General features: G+C 72.2%; 16 protein-coding genes. 8 read left to right on the top strand and 8 right to left on the bottom strand.

Going from position 1 to position 18,558, the window contains the following annotated elements; genetic code table 11:
• Window positions 1-19: 19 nt before the first annotated feature.
• The 3 genes from O7604_RS09820 to O7604_RS09810 are packed head-to-tail and all read right to left on the bottom strand — an operon-like array spanning window position 20 to window position 2,145.
• Entirely contained in the window at window positions 20-490 is a 471-nt protein-coding gene (locus tag O7604_RS09820; protein WP_269703386.1) for a MogA/MoaB family molybdenum cofactor biosynthesis protein, read from the bottom strand.
• A complete protein-coding gene (moaC, locus tag O7604_RS09815; protein ID WP_013289345.1) occupies window positions 487-978 on the bottom strand; it encodes a cyclic pyranopterin monophosphate synthase MoaC in 492 nt (163 codons plus the stop codon). Before moaC ends, O7604_RS09820 begins: the two co-directional genes overlap by 4 nt.
• A 9-nt stretch (window positions 979-987) precedes the next feature.
• The gene (locus O7604_RS09810; RefSeq protein WP_281579473.1) at window positions 988-2,145 is read right to left on the bottom strand and encodes a BTAD domain-containing putative transcriptional regulator; all 1,158 of its coding nucleotides are present in this window, start codon (window positions 2,143-2,145) and stop codon (window positions 988-990) included.
• Window positions 2,146-2,787: 642 nt separating this feature from the next.
• On the opposite strand from O7604_RS09810, the gene O7604_RS09805 reads away from it, so the two are divergent.
• From O7604_RS09805 to O7604_RS09785, 5 genes are all read left to right on the top strand, one after another.
• Entirely contained in the window at window positions 2,788-5,274 is a 2,487-nt protein-coding gene (locus O7604_RS09805; RefSeq protein ID WP_281579941.1) for a bifunctional diguanylate cyclase/phosphodiesterase, read from the top strand.
• 40 nt (window positions 5,275-5,314) lie between these two features.
• Window positions 5,315-6,658, top strand: a complete 1,344-nt coding sequence (locus tag O7604_RS09800; RefSeq protein WP_281579472.1) for a glycosyltransferase 87 family protein — start codon at window positions 5,315-5,317, stop codon at window positions 6,656-6,658.
• Window positions 6,655-7,287: a phosphoribosyltransferase gene (locus O7604_RS09795; protein WP_281579471.1), complete on the top strand. Its 633-nt coding sequence runs from the start codon at window positions 6,655-6,657 to the stop codon at window positions 7,285-7,287. Before O7604_RS09800 ends, O7604_RS09795 begins: the two co-directional genes overlap by 4 nt.
• A gap of 23 nt (window positions 7,288-7,310) precedes the next feature.
• Window positions 7,311-7,706 carry a zf-TFIIB domain-containing protein gene (locus tag O7604_RS09790; RefSeq protein ID WP_281579470.1) on the top strand — a complete coding sequence of 132 codons (396 nt, stop codon included), beginning with the start codon at window positions 7,311-7,313 and terminating at the stop codon, window positions 7,704-7,706.
• A gap of 94 nt (window positions 7,707-7,800) precedes the next feature.
• Window positions 7,801-8,481 (top strand): maleylpyruvate isomerase N-terminal domain-containing protein, encoded by a 681-nt coding sequence (locus O7604_RS09785; RefSeq protein ID WP_281579469.1) that lies wholly within the window; start codon window positions 7,801-7,803, stop codon window positions 8,479-8,481.
• Window positions 8,482-8,487: 6 nt separating this feature from the next.
• Here O7604_RS09785 and dnaB read toward each other — a convergent pair whose 3' ends face one another.
• Entirely contained in the window at window positions 8,488-11,307 is a 2,820-nt protein-coding gene (dnaB, locus tag O7604_RS09780; protein ID WP_281579468.1) for a replicative DNA helicase, read from the bottom strand.
• A gap of 1,260 nt (window positions 11,308-12,567) precedes the next feature.
• Between dnaB and O7604_RS09775 the strand changes: the two genes are divergently transcribed.
• A complete protein-coding gene (locus O7604_RS09775; RefSeq protein WP_269703374.1) occupies window positions 12,568-13,395 on the top strand; it encodes a hypothetical protein in 828 nt (275 codons plus the stop codon).
• Window positions 13,396-13,473: 78 nt separating this feature from the next.
• Here the strand turns inward: O7604_RS09775 and rplI are convergent, their stop codons facing one another.
• The 4 genes from rplI to rpsF all read right to left on the bottom strand — a co-directional run bounded on the left by rplI (window position 13,474) and on the right by rpsF (window position 15,116).
• A complete protein-coding gene (rplI, locus tag O7604_RS09770) occupies window positions 13,474-13,920 on the bottom strand; it encodes a 50S ribosomal protein L9 (protein WP_018788496.1) in 447 nt (148 codons plus the stop codon).
• A gap of 14 nt (window positions 13,921-13,934) precedes the next feature.
• Window positions 13,935-14,174: a 30S ribosomal protein S18 gene (gene rpsR, locus O7604_RS09765; RefSeq protein ID WP_013289355.1), complete on the bottom strand. Its 240-nt coding sequence runs from the start codon at window positions 14,172-14,174 to the stop codon at window positions 13,935-13,937.
• A gap of 41 nt (window positions 14,175-14,215) precedes the next feature.
• Window positions 14,216-14,743 (bottom strand): single-stranded DNA-binding protein, encoded by a 528-nt coding sequence (locus tag O7604_RS09760; RefSeq protein WP_018788497.1) that lies wholly within the window; start codon window positions 14,741-14,743, stop codon window positions 14,216-14,218.
• Between the two features lie 82 nt (window positions 14,744-14,825).
• A complete protein-coding gene (gene rpsF, locus O7604_RS09755) occupies window positions 14,826-15,116 on the bottom strand; it encodes a 30S ribosomal protein S6 (RefSeq protein ID WP_013289357.1) in 291 nt (96 codons plus the stop codon).
• A 637-nt stretch (window positions 15,117-15,753) separates the two neighbouring features.
• Between rpsF and O7604_RS09750 the strand changes: the two genes are divergently transcribed.
• Both O7604_RS09750 and O7604_RS09745 read left to right on the top strand, forming a co-directional pair.
• Window positions 15,754-16,536: a deoxyribonuclease IV gene (locus tag O7604_RS09750; RefSeq protein WP_281579467.1), complete on the top strand. Its 783-nt coding sequence runs from the start codon at window positions 15,754-15,756 to the stop codon at window positions 16,534-16,536.
• Window positions 16,533-18,557 (top strand): hypothetical protein, encoded by a 2,025-nt coding sequence (locus O7604_RS09745; RefSeq protein ID WP_281579466.1) that lies wholly within the window; start codon window positions 16,533-16,535, stop codon window positions 18,555-18,557. The genes O7604_RS09750 and O7604_RS09745 overlap by 4 nt, the downstream gene beginning before the upstream one ends.
• The last annotated feature ends 1 nt before the right edge of the window (window position 18,558 follow it).

Here is an 18,558-nt window from a genome sequence, read left to right as displayed (position 1 = left end):
GAGCACGTGCCTCGCGGGTTCAGTGGTCGCCGCCGCGAAGCTGGTCGACGGCGTGCCGCAGGATCGGCCCGAGCACGGCCAGGCCGTCCCGGGCGCCGCCGCGTGAACCGGGCAGGTTGACCACGAGCGTCCGGCCGGTCACCCCGGCCAGCCCGCGGGACAGCGCCGCGGTCGGCACTGCGTCGCGGCTGTGCGCGCGGATCGCCTCGGCGATGCCGGGGATCTCGTAGTCGAGCAGCGCCCGGGTCACCTCGGGCGTGCGGTCGGTCGGCGTGATGCCGGTGCCGCCGCTGGTCAGCACCACGTCGACGCCGTCGGCGCGGGCGGCACGCAGGGCGTCGCCGACCGGTTCGCCGTCCGGCACCACCACCGGGGCGTCGACCTCGCAGCCCAGCTCGCGCAGCCCGGTCACGAGCAGCGGGCCGCTGGTGTCCTCGTACACCCCGGCGGCGGCCCGGTTGGACGCCACGATCACCCGGGCCCGGATCACGGCCGGTCCTCCGGCCGGACCCACTCGCCGGTCTTGCCGCCCTCCTTGCGGAGCACCCGGACGGCGTCCACCGAGGCGGCCGGGTCGACGGCCTTCACCATGTCGACCAGGGCGAGCCCGGCGACCGCCACGGCGGTCAGGGCCTCCATCTCCACGCCGGTGCGGTCGGCGGTCTTCGCGGTGGCGGTGATCTCCACCGTGTCGGCGGTGAGGTCGAGGTCGACGGTGACGCCGTGCAGCGCGATCGGGTGGCAGAGCGGGATCAGGTCCGGTGTGCGCTTGGCGCCCATGATGCCGGCGAGCCGGCCGACGGCGAGCGCGTCGCCCTTGGGCAGGCCGTCGCGGCGCAGCAACTCCACCACCTCGGCGGTGGTGCGCAGGCGGCCGGCGGCGACCGCGAGCCGGCCCGAGACCGGCTTGGCGGAGACGTCGACCATCCGGGCCGCACCGGCCGGGTCGACGTGGGTGAGCTGCGCGGGTTCGGTCACGGCCCGACCCTATCCGCCGGGTACGACGCCGCGGGGTGAGGCGGCCGGCGGCGGGGAGGAGCGCCGTTTCGGGTGCCGATGCACGACGCCCCACCGTCGATTCGCTGGGGGGAAATTGACGGTGGGGGCCTCGTTCGTCCGTGTTCGCGCGCTGTGTCCCCGCAGGTCGACGAAGAGTTGCCCGTCGGGGAAGCGCTCGGCCGACCGGGAGGCCACGTGCAGGGCGAGAGTCGTCTTGCCGCAGCCCGCCATGCCGTCGATCACCCGGATCGTCGGACCTTGCCCGGAAGCCTCGCCCACTTCGTACAACAATCGATCGACCGTTTCCTCCCGGCCGACGAAATTCATCACCGTTCGTGGCAACCAATTGCGCTTATGAGCACCACTCCGGATGGGCTCCACCTCGCGCGCCGATTCCGGAATCCGGCGTCGAGCCTGGGTCGCCGCCATCCGAAGTCGCTCCATCTCCGCGCTGGGTGCCACCCCGAGCTGGTCGGACAACGCTTCGCGAGTGGCGCGGTAGACGGCGAGGGCGCCACCTGCGTCACCGGCCCCGATGAGGGCACGCATCAGGAGACACTGTGCTCGTTCCCAAAGCGGCTCGCGCGGGACCTGATCCCGCAGAAACGACACCGCCGATTCCGGATTCCCCATGCTGAGGTGGGCCTCCGCCAGCAGCTCCAGCGTTGCACGGCGTTCCTGGTTCATCGCTTCCCGCCGGACGGTCAGCACCGGCCCCAGCGTCAACCCCGCGAGCAGTGGATCTGCAGCATCAACCGCATCCTTCAGCAACGTGATCGCCTGCGCCGGTTCTCCCGCACGCATCAGCTCCCGGCCCTGGCGCCAGCGCGCGGTCCGCCGGTGCAGGTCGATCAGATTCTCGTCGGCGACAAGGCGGTAGCCACCTTGTTCACGGACAATCCTGAGCCTCTCGACCCCGGACGAGTCGAGGCCTCGCCGCAGGTTGGCGGCGTAGGTCCGCGCGTTGGCGATCGCGGAGCGGGGTGGGCCGTCGGGCCACAGCTCGTCAACCAGTTCGTGCACCGGGACCAACTGGTTGGCCCGCACAATCAGTAGCGCCAACACCAACTGCTGTTTGGGTGTCCCGAGCGAAAGGTCGGCCGTGCCGAGCCGCACCGCCAAACCACCGACAACTTGGATTTCCATGGTGCTGTTCCAGCCTCAGTCGGCTCCCGTCCACGCCCAGGCCGCAGCGTAATCGATCGGCCGCAAGGCCGTTGCCCCATCCAGGGGGGCCACGCACCGCCACTCCTCATCCGTCCCGACGATGAAAGCCGCCCGAGCAACGGTTGTAATGTCCAGCCGTCACGGCGACGCTACAGGCGACGAGAGAGGCTTTGGCCTTTCCCATGGCGCTGAGCGACTGGGCGGGTACGTGAAGCATACGGTCGGCTCCGCTCCGCTTACAGCGCATGGACAGAACGTCATTTAATCCGCAATAGTTACTTATATTGCGCATACCGACATTAATGCTTTCTTATCAGCCTCACCTCGCTCTAACCTGCTCTTCAAGGGAACAGGGGGCGCCTCAACCGCCCAAACAGAGATATCCGAGGAGGGTCGTGACAATGCGCAGCACCGAATGGACCTGAGAGAACTCCGGCCATCTGCAATCACGATCCAATTGATATCTGAGGAGGGGCGATCAATGCGTAGCACCGAATGGACCTGAAGGTTCTCACGGCCCCGGCGAAGAGGTAGGCTGCCGCTCATCGCATTCCGACGGTGAGCGGCGGGTGATGCCGGTTGAGCCGAACGGCGGACAGTCGAAGGGTTGTCGAACCGCCTCTGCGCCTGCTCGTGTACAGCGTGAGCGGCTGCGCGGCGTTCGTCGTGCTCGCCGCCCTGCTCACCGTCCGGAACCAGCCGCCCGATTCGGTCCGTGATCTCGTGACCGTCACAGCTTTGGTGGTGACGGTCGCCTTGGCCACGGTGATCAAGACCCCGTTGCGCATACGGTCGACCACCTTGGCCTTCGCCTGGGTCGAGACCGCGATCGTCATCGGTCTCGCCGTCGCCCCGGCCTCCTGGGTAATCCTGGCAACCGGCGTCGGTGTGGGCTGCGGATCAGTCACTCGGTTGGCGCCCATCAAGACGACGTTCGCCGTCGCGAAGCACACGCTGGTCGCCGGCGGCAGCGCGCTCGTCACACTGCTGTTCGGCGGGATCTGGCCACCCCATGAGCCGCTCCACATCCTGCTGCTGCTGGGGGTCGTCTACCTGGTAGCGGCGCTACTCGACGATCTCCTGGCCATGCCGGTCATCGCCCTCGCGTCCGGGACGCCCATCGCCCGCCAGTTCCGTACCGACCTCGACCTGCGGGTCGCCGGGTTCGCTGTCCGCTTCCTCGTGGCCGCGTGCACCGTCCTCATCCTGCGGGCCGACCCCCGTTTACTGCTCGCCGTGCCTCCGCTGGTCCTCAGCCTGCACCTGGCCTACTCCGCCCGGATCCGCACCCGCACCGAGCAACAGGCATGGCAGCGCCTGGCCCGGACCACCGACGCCCTCAACGTGGTCGACCTCGACCAGGTGCTCACCACGGCGGTCACCGAAGCCAGCGAACTCTTCTCCGCCGACGAGGTCGAGATCGAGCTGCGCGACGGCGGACGCACCATCCGGGGCAACAGCACGAACATCGCGTACGACGGAGTCGCCCCCCAGCCCAGCGCCGTCGACGGTCAGGTCATGCCGGTCGCCCTGGAGGGCCACGACCGGACCGACGACGTCGGCGTCCTGCGGCTGCGGTTCGCCGGTCCGGTGGAACTCTCCGAGCGGGAGCAGTACACCCTGCGTACCTTCGCCTCCGCCCTGTGCACCGCGGTCCGCAACGCCCAGGCGTACGCCGAACTCGCCCGCATCGCCGAGGACCACGCCTACGCCGCCACCCACGACGCCCTCACCGGCCTGTCCAACCGCCGGCACCTGCTCGACGAGGGCAGCGCCCAGCTCACCACCCGGCACGCCGACGGCGTCACCGCCCTGGTGCTGATCGACCTCAACCACTTCAAGGAGGTCAACGACACCCTCGGGCACGGCGCCGGTGACCGGGTACTGATCCAGGTCGCCGAGCGGCTGCGCGACGCCGCGAACCCCGACGACCTGGTCGCCCGGCTCGGCGGCGACGAGTTCGCCGTCCTCCTGCGCGGCCTGCCCGCCCCGGCCGTCGCCGCCCACCGCGCCGAAGCCCTGCTCGCGGCACTGCACGACCCGCTCGACCTCGACGGCATGCGGATCAGCGTGGAGGCCAGCGGCGGCATCGCTGTCGCCCCCGCCACCGGCGGCATGGCGGAACTGCTGCGACGCGCCGACGTGGCCATGTACCAGGCCAAACGCGCCGGGCAACGCGTCGCCACCTACGCACCGGCCCGCGACACCGCCGACCTGAGCCGGCTCACCCTCGGCGGCGAACTGCCCCGCGCCGTCGCCGACCACGAGTTCACCGTCAACTTCCAGCCCATCGTCGACCTGGCGAGCGGCGAGGTGATCGGCGCCGAGGCCCTGGCCCGCTGGCACCACCCCACCCACGGGCTCATCGACCCGCTGCGCTTCCTCGAAGCCGTCGAACGGTCCGGGCTCCTCCCCGCGTTCGCCGAGGCGATCCTCGACCAGGCGCTCATCGCCGCCGGCTCCTGGCGCGACGCCGGCTTCGACCTGCCCGTCTCGGTGAACGTGTCCCCACGCAGCCTCCTCGACGCCCGCTTCCCCGGCGCCGTCCTGGCCCGGCTGCGCGCCCACGACCTCCCGCCCGACCGCCTCGTGCTGGAACTGACCGAGACACTCACACTCAGCCAACTCGACGTCGTCGACCGCGTCCTCAGCCGGCTACGCGACTCCGGCGTCCGGCTCGCACTCGACGACTTCGGCACCGGATACTCGTCGCTCTCCCTGCTCTCCCGCATCCCCGTACACGAACTGAAGATCGACCGCAGCTTCGCCGGCGCCATGGAGACCGCCCCCGAAGCCGCCGCCGTCATCCGCTCCACCCTCGACCTCGGCCGCAGCCTCGACCTCACCGTCGTCGCCGAAGGCGTGGAGAGCGAACCGCAACGCCGCGCTCTCTGGGAACTCGGCTGCGCCGCCGGACAGGGCCACCTGTTCGCCCGCCCGCTACCCGCCGCCGCGCTGCTCGCCACCCTCCAACGCGGCCACGGCGGCCGGACCGGCGCGCTCGCACCCGCGCTGCACGACACCGGCGCCGTCATCCGCCTCCCCGGCCGCCGCACCGGCCGCACCCGCCCGGCACCCCCCACCGCCACCGACGCCCGGCAACCCTGACCCGGCCGGGGCACCCCGCCGGTCTGCCACACTGGCCCGCGTGACCGCCCACGCCGACCCGGCAACCCCCGTCTCCCGCCGCTGGTCGGCACTCGACACCGCCGCCGGCGGCCTCGCCCTCGACCTGGGCCTCTACGCCGCCGCCACCGTCTTCGCCGCGATCACCGCCGCCACCTCAACACTCCCCCCGCACCGCGCCTGGGGCGCCGTCGCCACCATCGGGTACGCCCTCGCCACGCTCGCCGCCACCACCCAACTGCTCGCCCGCCGCCGCCACCCCGGCACCCCCTTGGCCGGGCTGCCCGCACGCTGGACCGTCGCCGGTCTCACCTGGGCCGCCACCGCGCTCCTGCCGGTCGTCACGCAGAGCATCGAACGCGCCGGCGGACGCACCGACCGCGCCCAGGAGGAGGTGATCGTCGTCGAACACGCCGGCGCCCGCCTCGCCGAACACGGCACCCCCTACCTCGGACCCGACGCCATCGCTGCCCTGCCACCCGGCGAACAACTCCTCGGCTACACCCCGTACCAGCCCGGCATGGCGCTGTTCGGGCTGCCCCGCGCCGCCCTGGACACCTGGTGGACCGACTCCCGCGTCTGGTTCGCCGTGGTCACCGCACTCACAGTCGTCGCCCTCGTCGCCACGCTGCGCACCGGCGGCGGCCCGGACGCACCCCGCCGCGACGCCGCCGTCCTGCGCGCCGTCCAGGCCGCCACCGTCCTGCCCGTCTGCGCGCTCACCCTCGCCACCGGCGGCGACGACCTCCCCGTACTCGCGCTCTGCCTCCTCGCCCTCGCGCTCGCCGCCGCCGGCCGGCCCGGCCGGGCCGGCCTCGCGGTCGGCGCCGCCGGCGCCCTCAAACTCTTCGCCTGGCCGATCGCCGTCGTGCTGATCTGCTGGGCCGCCACCCGCCGGTCCGCGACCCGCACCGCCCTCGGCGCCGTCGGCCTGCCCGTCCTCGCCCTGGTCCCGGTCCTGCTCGTCGACCGCGACGCCCTCGTCGAGAACGTCCTGCGCTTCCCGCTCGGCCACGGCCTCGTCACCAGCCCCGCCCAGTCGCCCTTCCCCGGACACCTCATCGCCGAGACACTCCCGGCCGGCCGCGCCGTCGCCGCCGCGCTGCTCGTCGCCGCCGGAGCAGCCATCGCCGTCCGGCTGCTGCGCCGCCCGCCCCGCACCGCCGCCGCCACGGCCCTCATCTGCGGGTACGGGCTGCTCGCCGCGATCCTGCTGATGCCCTCCACCCGCTTCGGCTACCTGCTCTACCCGGCCGCCCTGCTCGTCCTCGCCCCCGCGCTGGCGCTCACCCGACCGGACGACAGGGCGACATTCCCGGCAACCGCCCCGCGCGACCCGGCCGGAAGGCGTACACCTGAGGAATGACCACCTACCGCGACCGGACCGAGGCGGGACGTGAACTCGCCGAGCGACTCGCCGACCTCGCCGGCCGGCCCGACGTCCTCGTGCTCGGCCTGGTCCGCGGCGGCGTACCCGTCGCCCGGGTGGTCGCCGACCGGCTCGGCGCACCCCTGGACGTGCTCGTCGTCCGCAAACTCGGCGTGCCCTGGGCGCCCGAGGTCGCGTACGGCGCGCTCGGCCCCGGCGGCGTGCAGGTCCTCAACGACATGGTCGCCGGCCGGATCAGCGAGAACGACAGGGCCCAGGTCCGCCGCCGCGAACAGGCCGAACTGGACCGCCGCGAACAGCGCTACCGCGGCGGCCGCCCACCGCTCGACCTCACCGGGCGCACCGCCGTCATCGTGGACGACGGACTCGCCACCGGCGCCACCGCCCGCGCCGCCGTCCAGGTCGCCCGCCACCTCGGCGCCACCCGCGTCCTGGTCGCCGTCCCCGTCGGTTCCGAGCAGGCGTACGACATGCTCGCCGCCGCGGCCGACACGGTCGTGAGCTGCCAACTCCCGCACGACTTCGCCGCCGTCGGCGGGTACTACGAGGACTTCCACGAGGTCTCCGACGACGAGGTCACGCAGGCGCTGACCGCCACTGCGTGAAAACACCCGGTACCGTCGTTGTCATGCAGATGACCTGTCCCAAGTGCCGCGGAGAAATGCGCCAGTACGAGCGCAGCGGAGTAGTCATCGACCAGTGCGGCGAATGCCGGGGCATCTTCCTCGACCGCGGCGAGCTGGAAAAGCTGTTCGATGCCGAGGCCAACTGGAACCAGCAGCACGGCGGCGCCCGGCAGCCCGCCCCGTCCGGTGCCGGCTACCCGCCGCCCCCGCCGCCCCCGCCCGCCGCCGCGCCGCACCAGCCCGGCTACGGCGCCGTCCCCCCGCCCCCTCCTCCGCCGCCGCCCGGCCACGGCTACGCGCAGCCCGCGTACGGCCACAGCCAGCAGCAGCACTACGGCTACCACGGCCACTACCGGCGGAAGAAGAAGCACGGCTTCCTCGGCGAACTGTTCGACTGACCGCCGGGCACGCGCACGCCGGGCCGGTGCACCGCATCGACCCGGCGCGCTCGTCGCCGTGCCGCACCCGCCCCACCGTGGCAGGCTGCACGGCATGAGCCCGATCCGGCAGCACGAGGCGCTGGCCCAGGCGTACGACGGCATCACCGCAGTGGTCGCACCGCTGGACGACGCCGGCCTGCAACGGCCCACCCGATGCCGTGGCTGGGTCGTCGCCGACCTGCTCTTCCACGTGCTCTGCGACGCCCAGCGCGCGCTCGTCGCCCTGGCCAGCCCCGCGCCCGGACCGGCCGACGTGGACGACGTCAGCTACTGGCGCGCCTTCACCCCCGACGACGACGACGCGGGCGCCCGGCACGCCTGGTGGGCACGCCGCTCCGCCGCCGCCTTCGACCGGCCGACGAGCGTGGTCCGCCTCTGGGCCGACACCGCACCCGCCGCCGTCCGCGCGGCCACCGCCGCGGACCCCGACGGGTACGTGACCACGCAGGGGCATGTGCTGCGCGTACCTCATCTGCTCGCCACCCTGACCACCGAGGCGGTCATCCATCACCTGGACCTGGTGGTGGACCTGCCGGACGCGCCGCGGCCGGCGGCGGACCCGACGCGGGTCGCGGTGACCACGATGGACGGCCTGCTCAGCGACGACGCGGTACGGCCGGCCGGTTGGGACGACCACGACTACCTGCTGAAGGCCGCCGGGCGGGTGCCGCTCACCGACCGGGACCGGCTGGAGCTGGGCGAGGCCGCCGGCTGGTTCCCGCTGCTCGGCTGACGCCGCTCAGACGATCGCCATGTCCACGAAGCGCGACAGGTGCAGCTGGGCCGCGACAGTCACCGTGTCCGTCGGCCCATTCCGGTGCTTGGCGACTATGAAGTCCGCCTCGCCCGCTCGCGGCGACTCCTTGTCGTAGTAGTCGTCGCGGTGCAACAGGATGACTACGTCCGCATCCTGCTCAATCGAACCAGATTCCCGCAAGTCGGACAATTGTGGCCGCTTGTCGGTTCGCTGCTCGGGACCACGGTTCAGCTGACTCACCGCGATCACCGGGCACTCGACCTCCTTGGCGAGCAGCTTCAGGCCACGGGACAGGTCCGCGACCTCCTGCTGCCGGCTCTCGGTGCGCTTGGGCGAGGTCATCAGCTGGAGATAGTCGACGACGATCAGCTTCAGGTCGTGCCTCTGCTTGAGCCGTCGCGCCTTCGCCCGGATCTCCATGAGGTTCATGCTCGGCGTGTCGTCGACGAAGAGGGGTGCCTCGCTGATCTCGCCCATGCAGCGGGCGAGCTTGGTCCAGTCGTCGTCGGAGAGCTGCCCGCTCCGCAGCACGTGCAGCGGTACGCGTGCCTCGGCCGAGAGGAGCCGCATGACGATCTCGACCTTGCTCATTTCCAGCGAGAAGATCGCTGCCGCCTGGTTGGCGCGAATAGCCGCGTTGCGGGCGAAGTCCATGCTCGCCGTGCTGTTGTGCGTCGGGATCATCGAGCGGCCCGCCAGATACAGATGGTCGGGATTGTCGACGGTCACGCAGCGCACCGGAACGCTCGGCACCGGACGGACGTCCACGATGAAGCGGGAGTGGGAGCGGACGTCCGAGGACGTCCGGCGTCGGGCCGCGTGGGCGGTCCGCTTCCGATCCAGCCGGAAGACCGTGTCCGGCGTGGAGAAGTTCAGCGTGTACGCGACCGACGACTCCTCGGTACGGCCACGCACCTTGCGCTCGGTCATGGTGCACCGGTAGCCCAGGCTCACGACGAGTTCCCGCACGCCGTCGATCAAGCGCCGCGAGGTGGACGTGTACTGAAGGTTCCCGGTCGGCGCCACCGTGCCGTCGGTGTCCATGAGACCGGCGAGCAACGCCCGGCGCTGGTTCTCGGAGGCGCGCAGGTAGTCCTGCGGAATGTGCTTGTCGTAAGCCACCCCGAGGTGGCGGAGCAGGGCCAGGAAGGAGCCGTTGCGCTCGTGACACTCGGCGCAGCGGCGGGTTCCGGGGTTCTCCCGCAGGGCACGAGTGGAGCCGCCGCAGTCGACGCAGGTGCGGTCCACCGCCCTGGCCGGCGTGGGCAGATGCACGCTGTAGACCATGGGACCGCTCGGGCGCACCAGGAAGCCGTCCCGGGTCACGAGGTCGACCATTTCGGCGTCCGCGGTGGTGAAGCGGCTGGCCCCGGTGTGCCCGTCGCCGAGCCACACCCCGAGGGTGTACGGCGGGACGGCCAGGTCGCGTTCCGGAAGTCGGAGCGGCGCGCAGTTTCGCACGGCGTGGTTGAGACGGCGGTCGGCCGTCGAGGTGCGGAGCGTGGCCGCGATCTGCGCCGTCGTGACGATCCCGTCGTGCTCGGCGCGACTGCCGGCGTTCACCGGTCGTTCCGCGCGTGCACGGAGGCCGGAGATCAACGCGCCCACCGGGTAGCCCGGAGCCGTCCAGTTGCGTGTCTTGCCGGCCCGGGTCACCGGTCGGGCGACCCGGCCGTTGGAACCCACCGTCTGCGCCACCGTGTGAAGCACGTTCCGGAATTCCGGGCCGACCTGTTCCAGGGTTTCCGCGAGAGTGACCAGGCGGTGCGGTGCGGCGGACGCGGCCGCCTCGGCCGCCCGCACCTTCGCCAACGCCGGCTCGGCCCAGTGGTGCCGCCGGCGTGCCTCCGGCGGGCGTCGGCTGGCCCGGGTGGTGGTCTTCCACAGGTGCTCGGCGTCCGCCACGATGACGCTTCCGTCGGAGAACTCGACCTCGTAGCAGGGGCGGTCGTCCATCACGTCGAAGACGTTGGTGATCGTCGTCGGAGTGCCGTCCGCGGCGAGGAGCTGCTCGCCGACGCGCACCTCACCCATGGTGGTCCAGCCCTGTGGGGTGGGCAGCGGGGTGTCGAGTGCGAGCGCCTTGCCGAGACCGGGCCGGCCGGCCACGATGATGAGCTGGCCGGCGTGCAGGCCGTTGAGCAGGCGGTCGAGGTCGGTGAACCCGGTCGGCACGCCGGTCATCACCCCGCCCTGGGCGCCGACCGCCTCGATCTCGTCGAGCGTCGGCTGGAGCATGTCGGCCAGGACGGCGAAGTCCTCGCTGACGCGCTTCTCGGTGACCTCGTAGACGGCCTGCTGGGCGAGGTCGACGACGTCGTCAACGTCGCGGCTGCCGCCCTGGCCGGTGCCGTAGCCGAGCTGCACGATCCGGGTACCGGCCTCGACCAGCCGGCGGAGCACGGCCCGCTCGCCGACGATTCGGGCGTAGTACGCGGCGTTCGCGGCGGTGGGCACGCTGGCGATCAGCGTGTGCAGGTAGGGGGCGCCACCGATGCGGGCCAGATCGCCGGAGTCGGCGAGCGCGGCGGCCACGGTGATCGGGTCGGCGGGCTCGCCGCGCCCGTAGATGTCCAGGATCGCGTCGAAGATGGTGGCGTGGACCGGCCGGTAGAAGTCGTTCGTCTTCAGGATCTCCACGACGTCCGCGATGGCGTCCTTGGAGAGCAGCATGCCGCCGAGCACGCACTGCTCGGCGGCGACGTCCTGAGGTGGTGTCTTCTCGAAGGGCGCATCGCGCGGCGGCGGCTCGGGTGAGGATCCCCCGGTCCGTTCCGCACGCGTCTCGTCGGTGACCGACACGGGTTCCCCCCTCGCTGCGTCGGATCGAGTCCAGCTCTATCGCCGGGGTATGACAACTCTCCGCCGACCCTCCGGTCGATCGGGGGTCATCGCCCGGCGGTCGGGGGACCACGATACGGAACCCGAGGTCAGCCGCTCAACAAGGCCGGTGGATGAGCCTCGGGACAACCTGTGGACGTCTGGGGACAGGCATGTGCGCAGGGTGTGCACAGGGTGTGGAAAAGTGATGGGGAATTCCGGGCGTATCCCCTCTGACCTGGGCTTTTCCTTTCCCCACCCTGTGGACGGAAGATTTCCGGCCAAGCTTTGTCGTCGTTCGTCCCGTACTATCGCTGCGAACGGCGACACCTGGGACAGCGGGTTTACTTTCGGGTTGAGAGAGGTCACGCTCCGGCCGTGAGACACCGGGACTGGGGAAGCGGGGAGGACAGCCCGCGCGAGCGACGGCCGAGCGGTTCCTGGGACGAGCCCGCCGGGTCGCGCCGGGCCGGCTCGTACGCCCCGGAGGGTTACCGCACGGCGAGCCGGCGGCGGGCGGTCGAACGTGGCCAGGACGAGCCGGTGGAGACGTACCTTCCCCGTTGGGCGCTCGAATCCGGTGTGAGTCGCGCGGACGGCGGCGGGCGGCACGCCGCGCCGGACGACGACGAGGTGGAGACGCCCTCGTCCGGCGGTGGGTGGCGGGCGGCGGCCGGCCGGCGCGACGACGACCGGCGGGATCTGCGCGCTATCGGTGCGGGTCCGTTGTCGGACCACACCGCCGAGTGGACGATGGACGCCCCGCAGGAGCGGGGGTACGTGGGCAACCGGCGGGCGGACGAGGACGACGTGCCGGTGTCGGGGGCGGCACCCCGGAGCCGTCCGCGCCGGGCGGCGACGCGCCGGCCGCAGGTGATCTGGTCGGGGCTGCCGGAGTCGACGGGTTCGGGCGAAGGGCCGGTTGGGTCGGACGGCGAACGGCCGGCGGGTCGGCCGCGACGGTCGGCTTCCTCCTCCTGGCCGCCACCCGCGGGGTCGGAATCCTCGTGGTCGCGGCCGGCCGCCTCGGACGACGCGTGGTCCCGCTCGGGGACGGATGCGGAGTGGCCGGCGGCGGATGCGGGCCGGTCGCCGTCGCCGGCCGTGGAGCCGGAGCCGACCTGGGGGCGGGCAAGGGCGTCCGAGTCGGAGCCGGCCTGGGGGCGGGCGGCGGCGCCGTCGGAGCCGGCGCGGCCGGGTGCGGATCCGTGGCAGCGCCGCCGAGCGGCCGAGCGTGAACGGGTGGAGCCGCCGGCTGTCGATCCGTGGGACGCGTCGGGGGTGCACGCCTGGGACCGACCGGTGCCCGCGAGCCGCTGGGAGCGGGCGGAGGGTCGGTGGGACCGTACGGAGCACACGGGCGAGTGGGACCGGTTCACGGACACCGGTTTCCTGGAGCCGGTGCGGGACACCGACGACCGGTACCCGGCGGCCGACCCGTGGGACCGTACGGCGCCGCCGGTACGGGAGGGCTGGGCGTCGCCGGAACGGGCCGAGGCGTTCTGGTCCGGTACCCGGCTGTCGGGTGACGATCCGCGGTGGATGGAGACGCCGTCGACGGCTCCGCGTTCGCCCGCGGTGGCGTACTCGGCGCCGCGTCCGCGTGCGGTGCCTCGCCGTCGCCCCGTGGAACCCGCGCCGTCGACGTTGCGGCGGCGGGTGGAGACGATCGGCGGCGGTTCGTGGGGCCGCCGGCTGGAAGACGACCTGCTGGACCCGGATCCGGGTGGTCCGTTGCGGCCGCTCGTCTACACGGCGGCGTGTTATCTGGTGCCGGCGGTACTGCTCATGGTCGGTCTGCTGTTCCTGAGTGGTCAGCCTCCGGCGGGGTGCGTCACGGACATCACCGGCGGGGGATGCGACTCGCAGCGTGCGCACGCGCTGGATTCGTTGGTGTCGGCGGCGCCGCGGTTCGGGTTGGCGATGGTGAGCAGCCTGGTGGTGGCGGTGCTGCTGCGGCAGGTCGGGACGACGTGGCGGTCGGCGACCGTGGCGCTGGCGGCGGCGGTCGTGGGTGGCGGGCTGTCCACCGTGGTGATCAGCGCGGTGACGGGCAATCCGCTCGGCTGAGTCCGGCGGTGGATCGGCGGGGATACGAAAAGGCCCGCACCGGAACTGGTGCGGGCCTTTCGCGTCGTGCTTCGGGTGTCAGCCCTTGACCACGTTCAGGTCGAACTTGGCGGTCACCTCGGGGTGCAGCCGGATGCTGACCGGGTAGGAGCCGAGCGCCTTGATGTGGCCGGGCAGCTCCAGCCGGCGGCGGTCCAGGGTCGGGCCGCCGGCGGCCTTGACGGCGTCGACGATCTCGGCCGGGGTGACCGAGCCGAAGAGCCGCCCGCCGTCGCCGGCGCGGGCCTTCAGGTTGACCTTCAGACCCTCGACCTGGGTCTTGACCTCGGTGGCGTGGCCCAGGTCGCGGATCTCGCGGGCCGAGCGGGCCCGCTTGATGACCGTGACCTGCTTCTCCGCGCCCTTGGTCCAGGCGATCGCGAAGCCCTGCGGCAGCAGGTAGTTACGGCCGAAGCCGTCCTTCACCTCGACGATGTCGCCCGGAGAGCCGAGGCCGGACACCTCCTGAGTCAGGATGATCTTCATGTCCGTGCCTCCTCTCAGCGGGTCGTGGCCGTGTACGGCAGGAGCGCCATCTCGCGGGCGTTCTTGACCGCACGGGCGATCTGCCGCTGCTGCTGCGAGGTGACGCCGGTCACCCGCCGAGCGCGGATCTTGCCGCGGTCGGAGATGAACTTGCGCAGCAGCGCGGTGTCCTTGTAATCGATGTAGGTGATCCCGTCCTTGTCGAGCGGGTTCACCTTCTTCTTCGGCTTGCGAAGGGCCGCAGCCTTAGCCATTGCTCGTGCTCCTGGTTTGCGATCGCGGGCGCTCGGCGCCATTAGAACGGAGGCTCCTCGTCGAAGTTGCCGCCCGAACCACCGCGGGAGGGGGCGGGGGCAGCAGAGGCCCAGGGGTCGTCGAAGTTGCCTCCGCCGCCGCCCTGGCCGCCACCACCACCGAAGCCGCCGCCACCGCCACCGGAGCGGGACATCTTCTGCACCTTCGCCGTGGCGTAGCGCAGCGACGGGCCGATCTCGTCGACCTCCAGCTCGATGACGGTGCGCTTCTCACCCTCGCGGGTCTCGTACGACCGCTGGCGCAGCCGGCCGGACACGATCACGCGAGCGCCGCGCTGCAGCGACTCGGCGACGTTCTCGGCGGCCTGGCGCCAGACCGTGCACGAGAGGAACAGCGGCTCGCCGTCCTTCCACTCGCCGGAGGCCTTGTCCATGAAGCGGGGCGTCGAAGCGACCCGGAACTTGGCGACCGCCGCACCGGAGGGGGTGAATCGCAACTCGGGGTCATCGGTCAGGTTGCCGATGACCGTGATGGTGGTGTCTCCTGCCATGACCATCTCCTCGCGCACTCATCTTTGTGCCGTACAGGCTCTCAGAGCCGTACGACAGCGTGGATGAGGCTTGTGATCCGGACGTGCCGGGTCTAGATGCTCAGCGCATCTCCGGGCGGATGACCTTGGTGCGCAGCACCGACTCGTTGAGTCGGAGCTGACGGTCCAGCTCGCCAACGGCCTCCGGCGTCGCCTGGAGGTCGATGACGGCGTAGATGCCCTCGGCCTTCTTGTTGATCTCGTACGCGAGGCGCCGGCGGCCCCACACGTCGGTCTTCTCCACCGAGCCACCCGCGGTCCGGATCACGTTCAGGTACGTGTCGAGCGACGGGGCGACGGTGCGCTCCTCGAGGCTGGGATCGAGGATCACCATGACTTCATAATGACGCAAGACGTGCTCACCTCCTGTGGGCTAAGCGGCCACGGTCCTTCCGTGGCAGGAGGTCGTGCGTCGTCGCCCGTGGCCGGTGCCGGGGGAACCCGGTCGGACACACGGACAACCGGACCAGGATAGCCGGTCCGGACGATCATGGCCGGGCCGGTGGCCCGGGCGAGCCGGGAGCGGCGACAGGGGCCCACCTCCGGCGCGAGCCGGCAGGTGGACCCCTGTCCACGGGACCGCGGGGCGTCCCGTCCGCATTCCTTGGGTGGGACCTGGGGAGGAACGACCACACCGATGAGGTTGGATCGAAGACGCCCCGCGGAGCTTTATCGTGTTGTCACCTGCTATGACCATACAATGGCTCTCGTCACCACTTGGGGTAAATGGAGGAATTGCTCCTACTGCCGACCACCCGTACCGGGACGACGAGCGGATCCCGCCCCGTCGTGCCGGGCCGCACGGCGGGGCGTCCCGTCACCGGGGGTCCACCCTCGCCCGTCCGTGCTGTGGACCACGTGCGGGCGGAGCGTCGACCATCGATCCCACCTCGGACAACGACCGCCGGGCCGGGTGGTGACGCGTTCGACCCGCCGGGTGCCTCGCGCGAGCGCGCCGACCGTCGCAGGCGCGACGTAGGCTGCCCTGCATGCGAATCGGAGCCCACGTCGACCCGACCGACCCGCTGGCCGAGGCGGCCGCCCGGCAGGCCGAGGCGGTCCAGTTCTTCCTGGCCGACCCGCAGGGCTGGAAGGCCCCGAAGCCGCGCGAGGACGCCGAGCGCCTGCGCGGCGCCGACGTCGACCTCTACGTGCACGCGCCGTACGTGATCAATGTGGCCACGCTGAACAACCGGATCCGCATCCCCAGCCGCAAGCTGCTGCTCGCCCACGCCACCGCCGCGGCGGACGTCGGGGCCAAGGGCCTGATCGTGCACGGCGGCCACGTCAACGCCGGCCACGACGTCGCCGTCGGCTTCGACAACTGGCGCAAGACCTTCGCGTACGCGGCGGACTCCGGCGGCTTCCCGCTGCCGGTGCTGATCGAGAACACCGCCGGCGGTGACAACGCCTGTGCCCGGCACCTCGACGCGCTGGCCCGGCTCTGGGACGCGCTCGGCGACCACGAGGTCGGTTTCTGCCTGGACACCTGCCACGCGTACGCGGGCGGCGAGGAACTGCTGGGCCTGGTCGACCGCGTGAAGGCGATCACCGGCCGGATCGACCTGATCCACGCGAACAACTCCAAGGGCGCGTTCAACTCCGGCCAGGACCGGCACGACAACCTCACCGGCGGCGCCATCGACCCGGAGCTTCTGGTGGCGGTGATCCGCGCGGCCGGCGCACCGGTGATCGTGGAGACCCCCGGCGGCGTCGAGGGTCAGGCCGCCGACATCGCGTTCCTGCGCGGGCAGCTGGGCGCGGCGGCGTGACGACCGAGCAGTCCGGCACGACCGGCCGCCGGCCCGGCGCCGAGCCCCGGCCGGACGGGACGGGCGCGCAGAGCCGGCCGGACGAGACGAAGAAGGCTGGCGCGCCCCCTTCCGGCGGGGCCGGGAGCGCCGGGCCCGGGACCGGCACCGCGGACGAGGCCGCCGCAAAGGCGGCGCAGGCCCGGGACGAGGCAGCCGGGGACAAGGCCGAGGGCGGGGACAAGAGCGCAACGGGTACGGCCGGCGACCAGCCCGCCGACCCCTGGTCCGCGTTCGGCCCCGCGCCGGAGCCGGTGCTCGGCCGGGCCCGCCGGGCCGTGCGCGCGGTCGGCCGGTTCCTGGTGCACGAGTGGACGCTCGCCGCCGTCGCCGCGCTGGCGCTGGCCGCGGCGATGACCTGGCCGACGCTGCGCTATCCGCGGCACACGCTGCCGCAGGACTACTGGGATCCGAGCCTGCAGGCGTGGCAGATGGCATGGTCCGGCTACATCCTGCGCACCGACCCGGCGATGCTGTGGCACGCGAACACGTTCTATCCGGAGAACTGGAGCTTCGCGTTCTCCGACACGCTCCTCGGGTACGCCCCGGCCGGCCTGATCGGGGTCGGTCCCGAGCACGCCGTGCTGCGCTACAACATCATGTTCGTGCTGGCGCACGCGCTCGCCGCGTTCGGTGCGTACGTGCTGGCCCGGCAGCTCGGCGCGGGTCGCATCGGCGGCGCGGTGGCCGGGGCGAGCTTCGCCTACGCGCCATGGCTGCTGGCCCAGGCGGGGCACCTGCACATCATCTCCAACGGCGGCATCCCGCTGGCGCTGGCCATGCTGGCCCGGGGTCACGGCTGGTCCCTGCGGTACGGCTACCGGCCGCGTCGCCGGCACGCGGGCTGGGCGTTCGCCGGGTGGCTGGTGGCCGCGTGGCAGCTCAGCCTGGGGTTCGGCATCGGGCTGCCGTTCGCGTACATGCTGGCCGGGACCGGTCTGGTCGCGGTGGTGCTGTGGTTCGTGCGGCGGCGCCGGGTGCGGCGTCCGTTCGGGCGGCGGCTGTTCCTGGCCGACGTGTTCGGCGGGCTGGCCTTCGCCGCGGTGGGTGCGGCGCTGGCGGTGCCCTACTTCAGGGTGGCCGAGCTGCACCCGAACGCGGAGCGGACGCTCGGCGACATCGGGCTCTACTCGCCACCGGCGAGCGGGTTCTTCACCGCTCCGGCCGAGTCCCGGGTCTGGGGCGGGCTGCACGAGGGCGCCCGCGCCGTGCTGCCCTGGCATCCGGAGATGACGCTGCTGCCGGGCTTCGTGCTCTACGCGCTCGCCGCCGGTGGCCTGTTCTTCTCGGTCTGGCGGGTCCGGCACCGGGTCTTCCTGCTCGCCGGGGTGCTCGTGACGATGGCGCTGGCGATGGGCACCCGGTTCTTCGGCGGCCGGTTCACCTACGTGCCGTTGTTCGACTACCTGCCGGGCTGGAGCGGGTTGCGGACGCCGGGCCGGATGATGCTCTGGACCACGCTGCTGCTGGGCCTGCTCGCGGCCGGCGCGATCACCGCGTTCTGCATGCGGGTACGCGAGCTGGCCGCCGAGCGGGTGCCGCCGTGGCCGGGCCCGTGGCTGCGCCTGGCCACGCTGCTGCCGTTGGCGCTGGTGCTCGTGGAAGGGCTGAACGCGACGCCGCAGCCGGTGGTGCCGCTCCAGCCGGCGGCGATGCGGACCGTGGACGGCCCGATGCTGGTGCTGCCGAGCAGCCAGAACCTCGACCAGCCGGTGATGCTCTGGTCCACCGACCGGTTCCAGCCGATGGTGAACGGCGGCAGCGGTTTCACGCCGCGCTCGCAGGCCCAGATCCGCGAGGCGACCGTCAGCTTCCCGGACTACGCGAGCGTCGACTACCTGCGGCAGATCGGCGTGAAGAACGTGGTCGTGTTGCGCGACGAGCTGGCGGGCACCCCGTGGGAGGGGATGCTCGACCGGCCGGTCGACGCGCCGGGCGTGACCCGGGAGCAGGTCGGCGAGGCGGTCGTGTTCCGGCTGTAGA

The sequence above is a fragment of the Micromonospora sp. WMMA1947 genome, from assembly GCF_027497355.1.
Classification (GTDB): Bacteria; Actinomycetota; Actinomycetes; order Mycobacteriales; family Micromonosporaceae; genus Micromonospora.
Note: the sequence above shows the minus strand (reverse complement) of the source record. Positions and strands in the feature narration are given on the sequence as shown.

Bases quoted from the DNA above. Each gene is read 5' to 3' on its own strand.
- O7604_RS09795 (WP_281579471.1), top strand. From the start codon at position 6,655: ATGACCACCTACCGCGACCGGACCGAGGCGGGACGTGAACTCGCCGAG.
- O7604_RS09750 (WP_281579467.1), top strand. From the start codon at position 15,754: ATGCGAATCGGAGCCCACGTCGACCCGACCGACCCGCTGGCCGAGGCG.
- O7604_RS09810 (WP_281579473.1), bottom strand. From the start codon at position 2,145: ATGGAAATCCAAGTTGTCGGTGGTTTGGCGGTGCGGCTCGGCACGGCC.
- O7604_RS09785 (WP_281579469.1), top strand. From the start codon at position 7,801: ATGAGCCCGATCCGGCAGCACGAGGCGCTGGCCCAGGCGTACGACGGC.
- rplI (WP_018788496.1), bottom strand. From the start codon at position 13,920: ATGAAGATCATCCTGACTCAGGAGGTGTCCGGCCTCGGCTCTCCGGGC.
- rpsR (WP_013289355.1), bottom strand. From the start codon at position 14,174: ATGGCTAAGGCTGCGGCCCTTCGCAAGCCGAAGAAGAAGGTGAACCCG.
- O7604_RS09790 (WP_281579470.1), top strand. From the start codon at position 7,311: ATGCAGATGACCTGTCCCAAGTGCCGCGGAGAAATGCGCCAGTACGAG.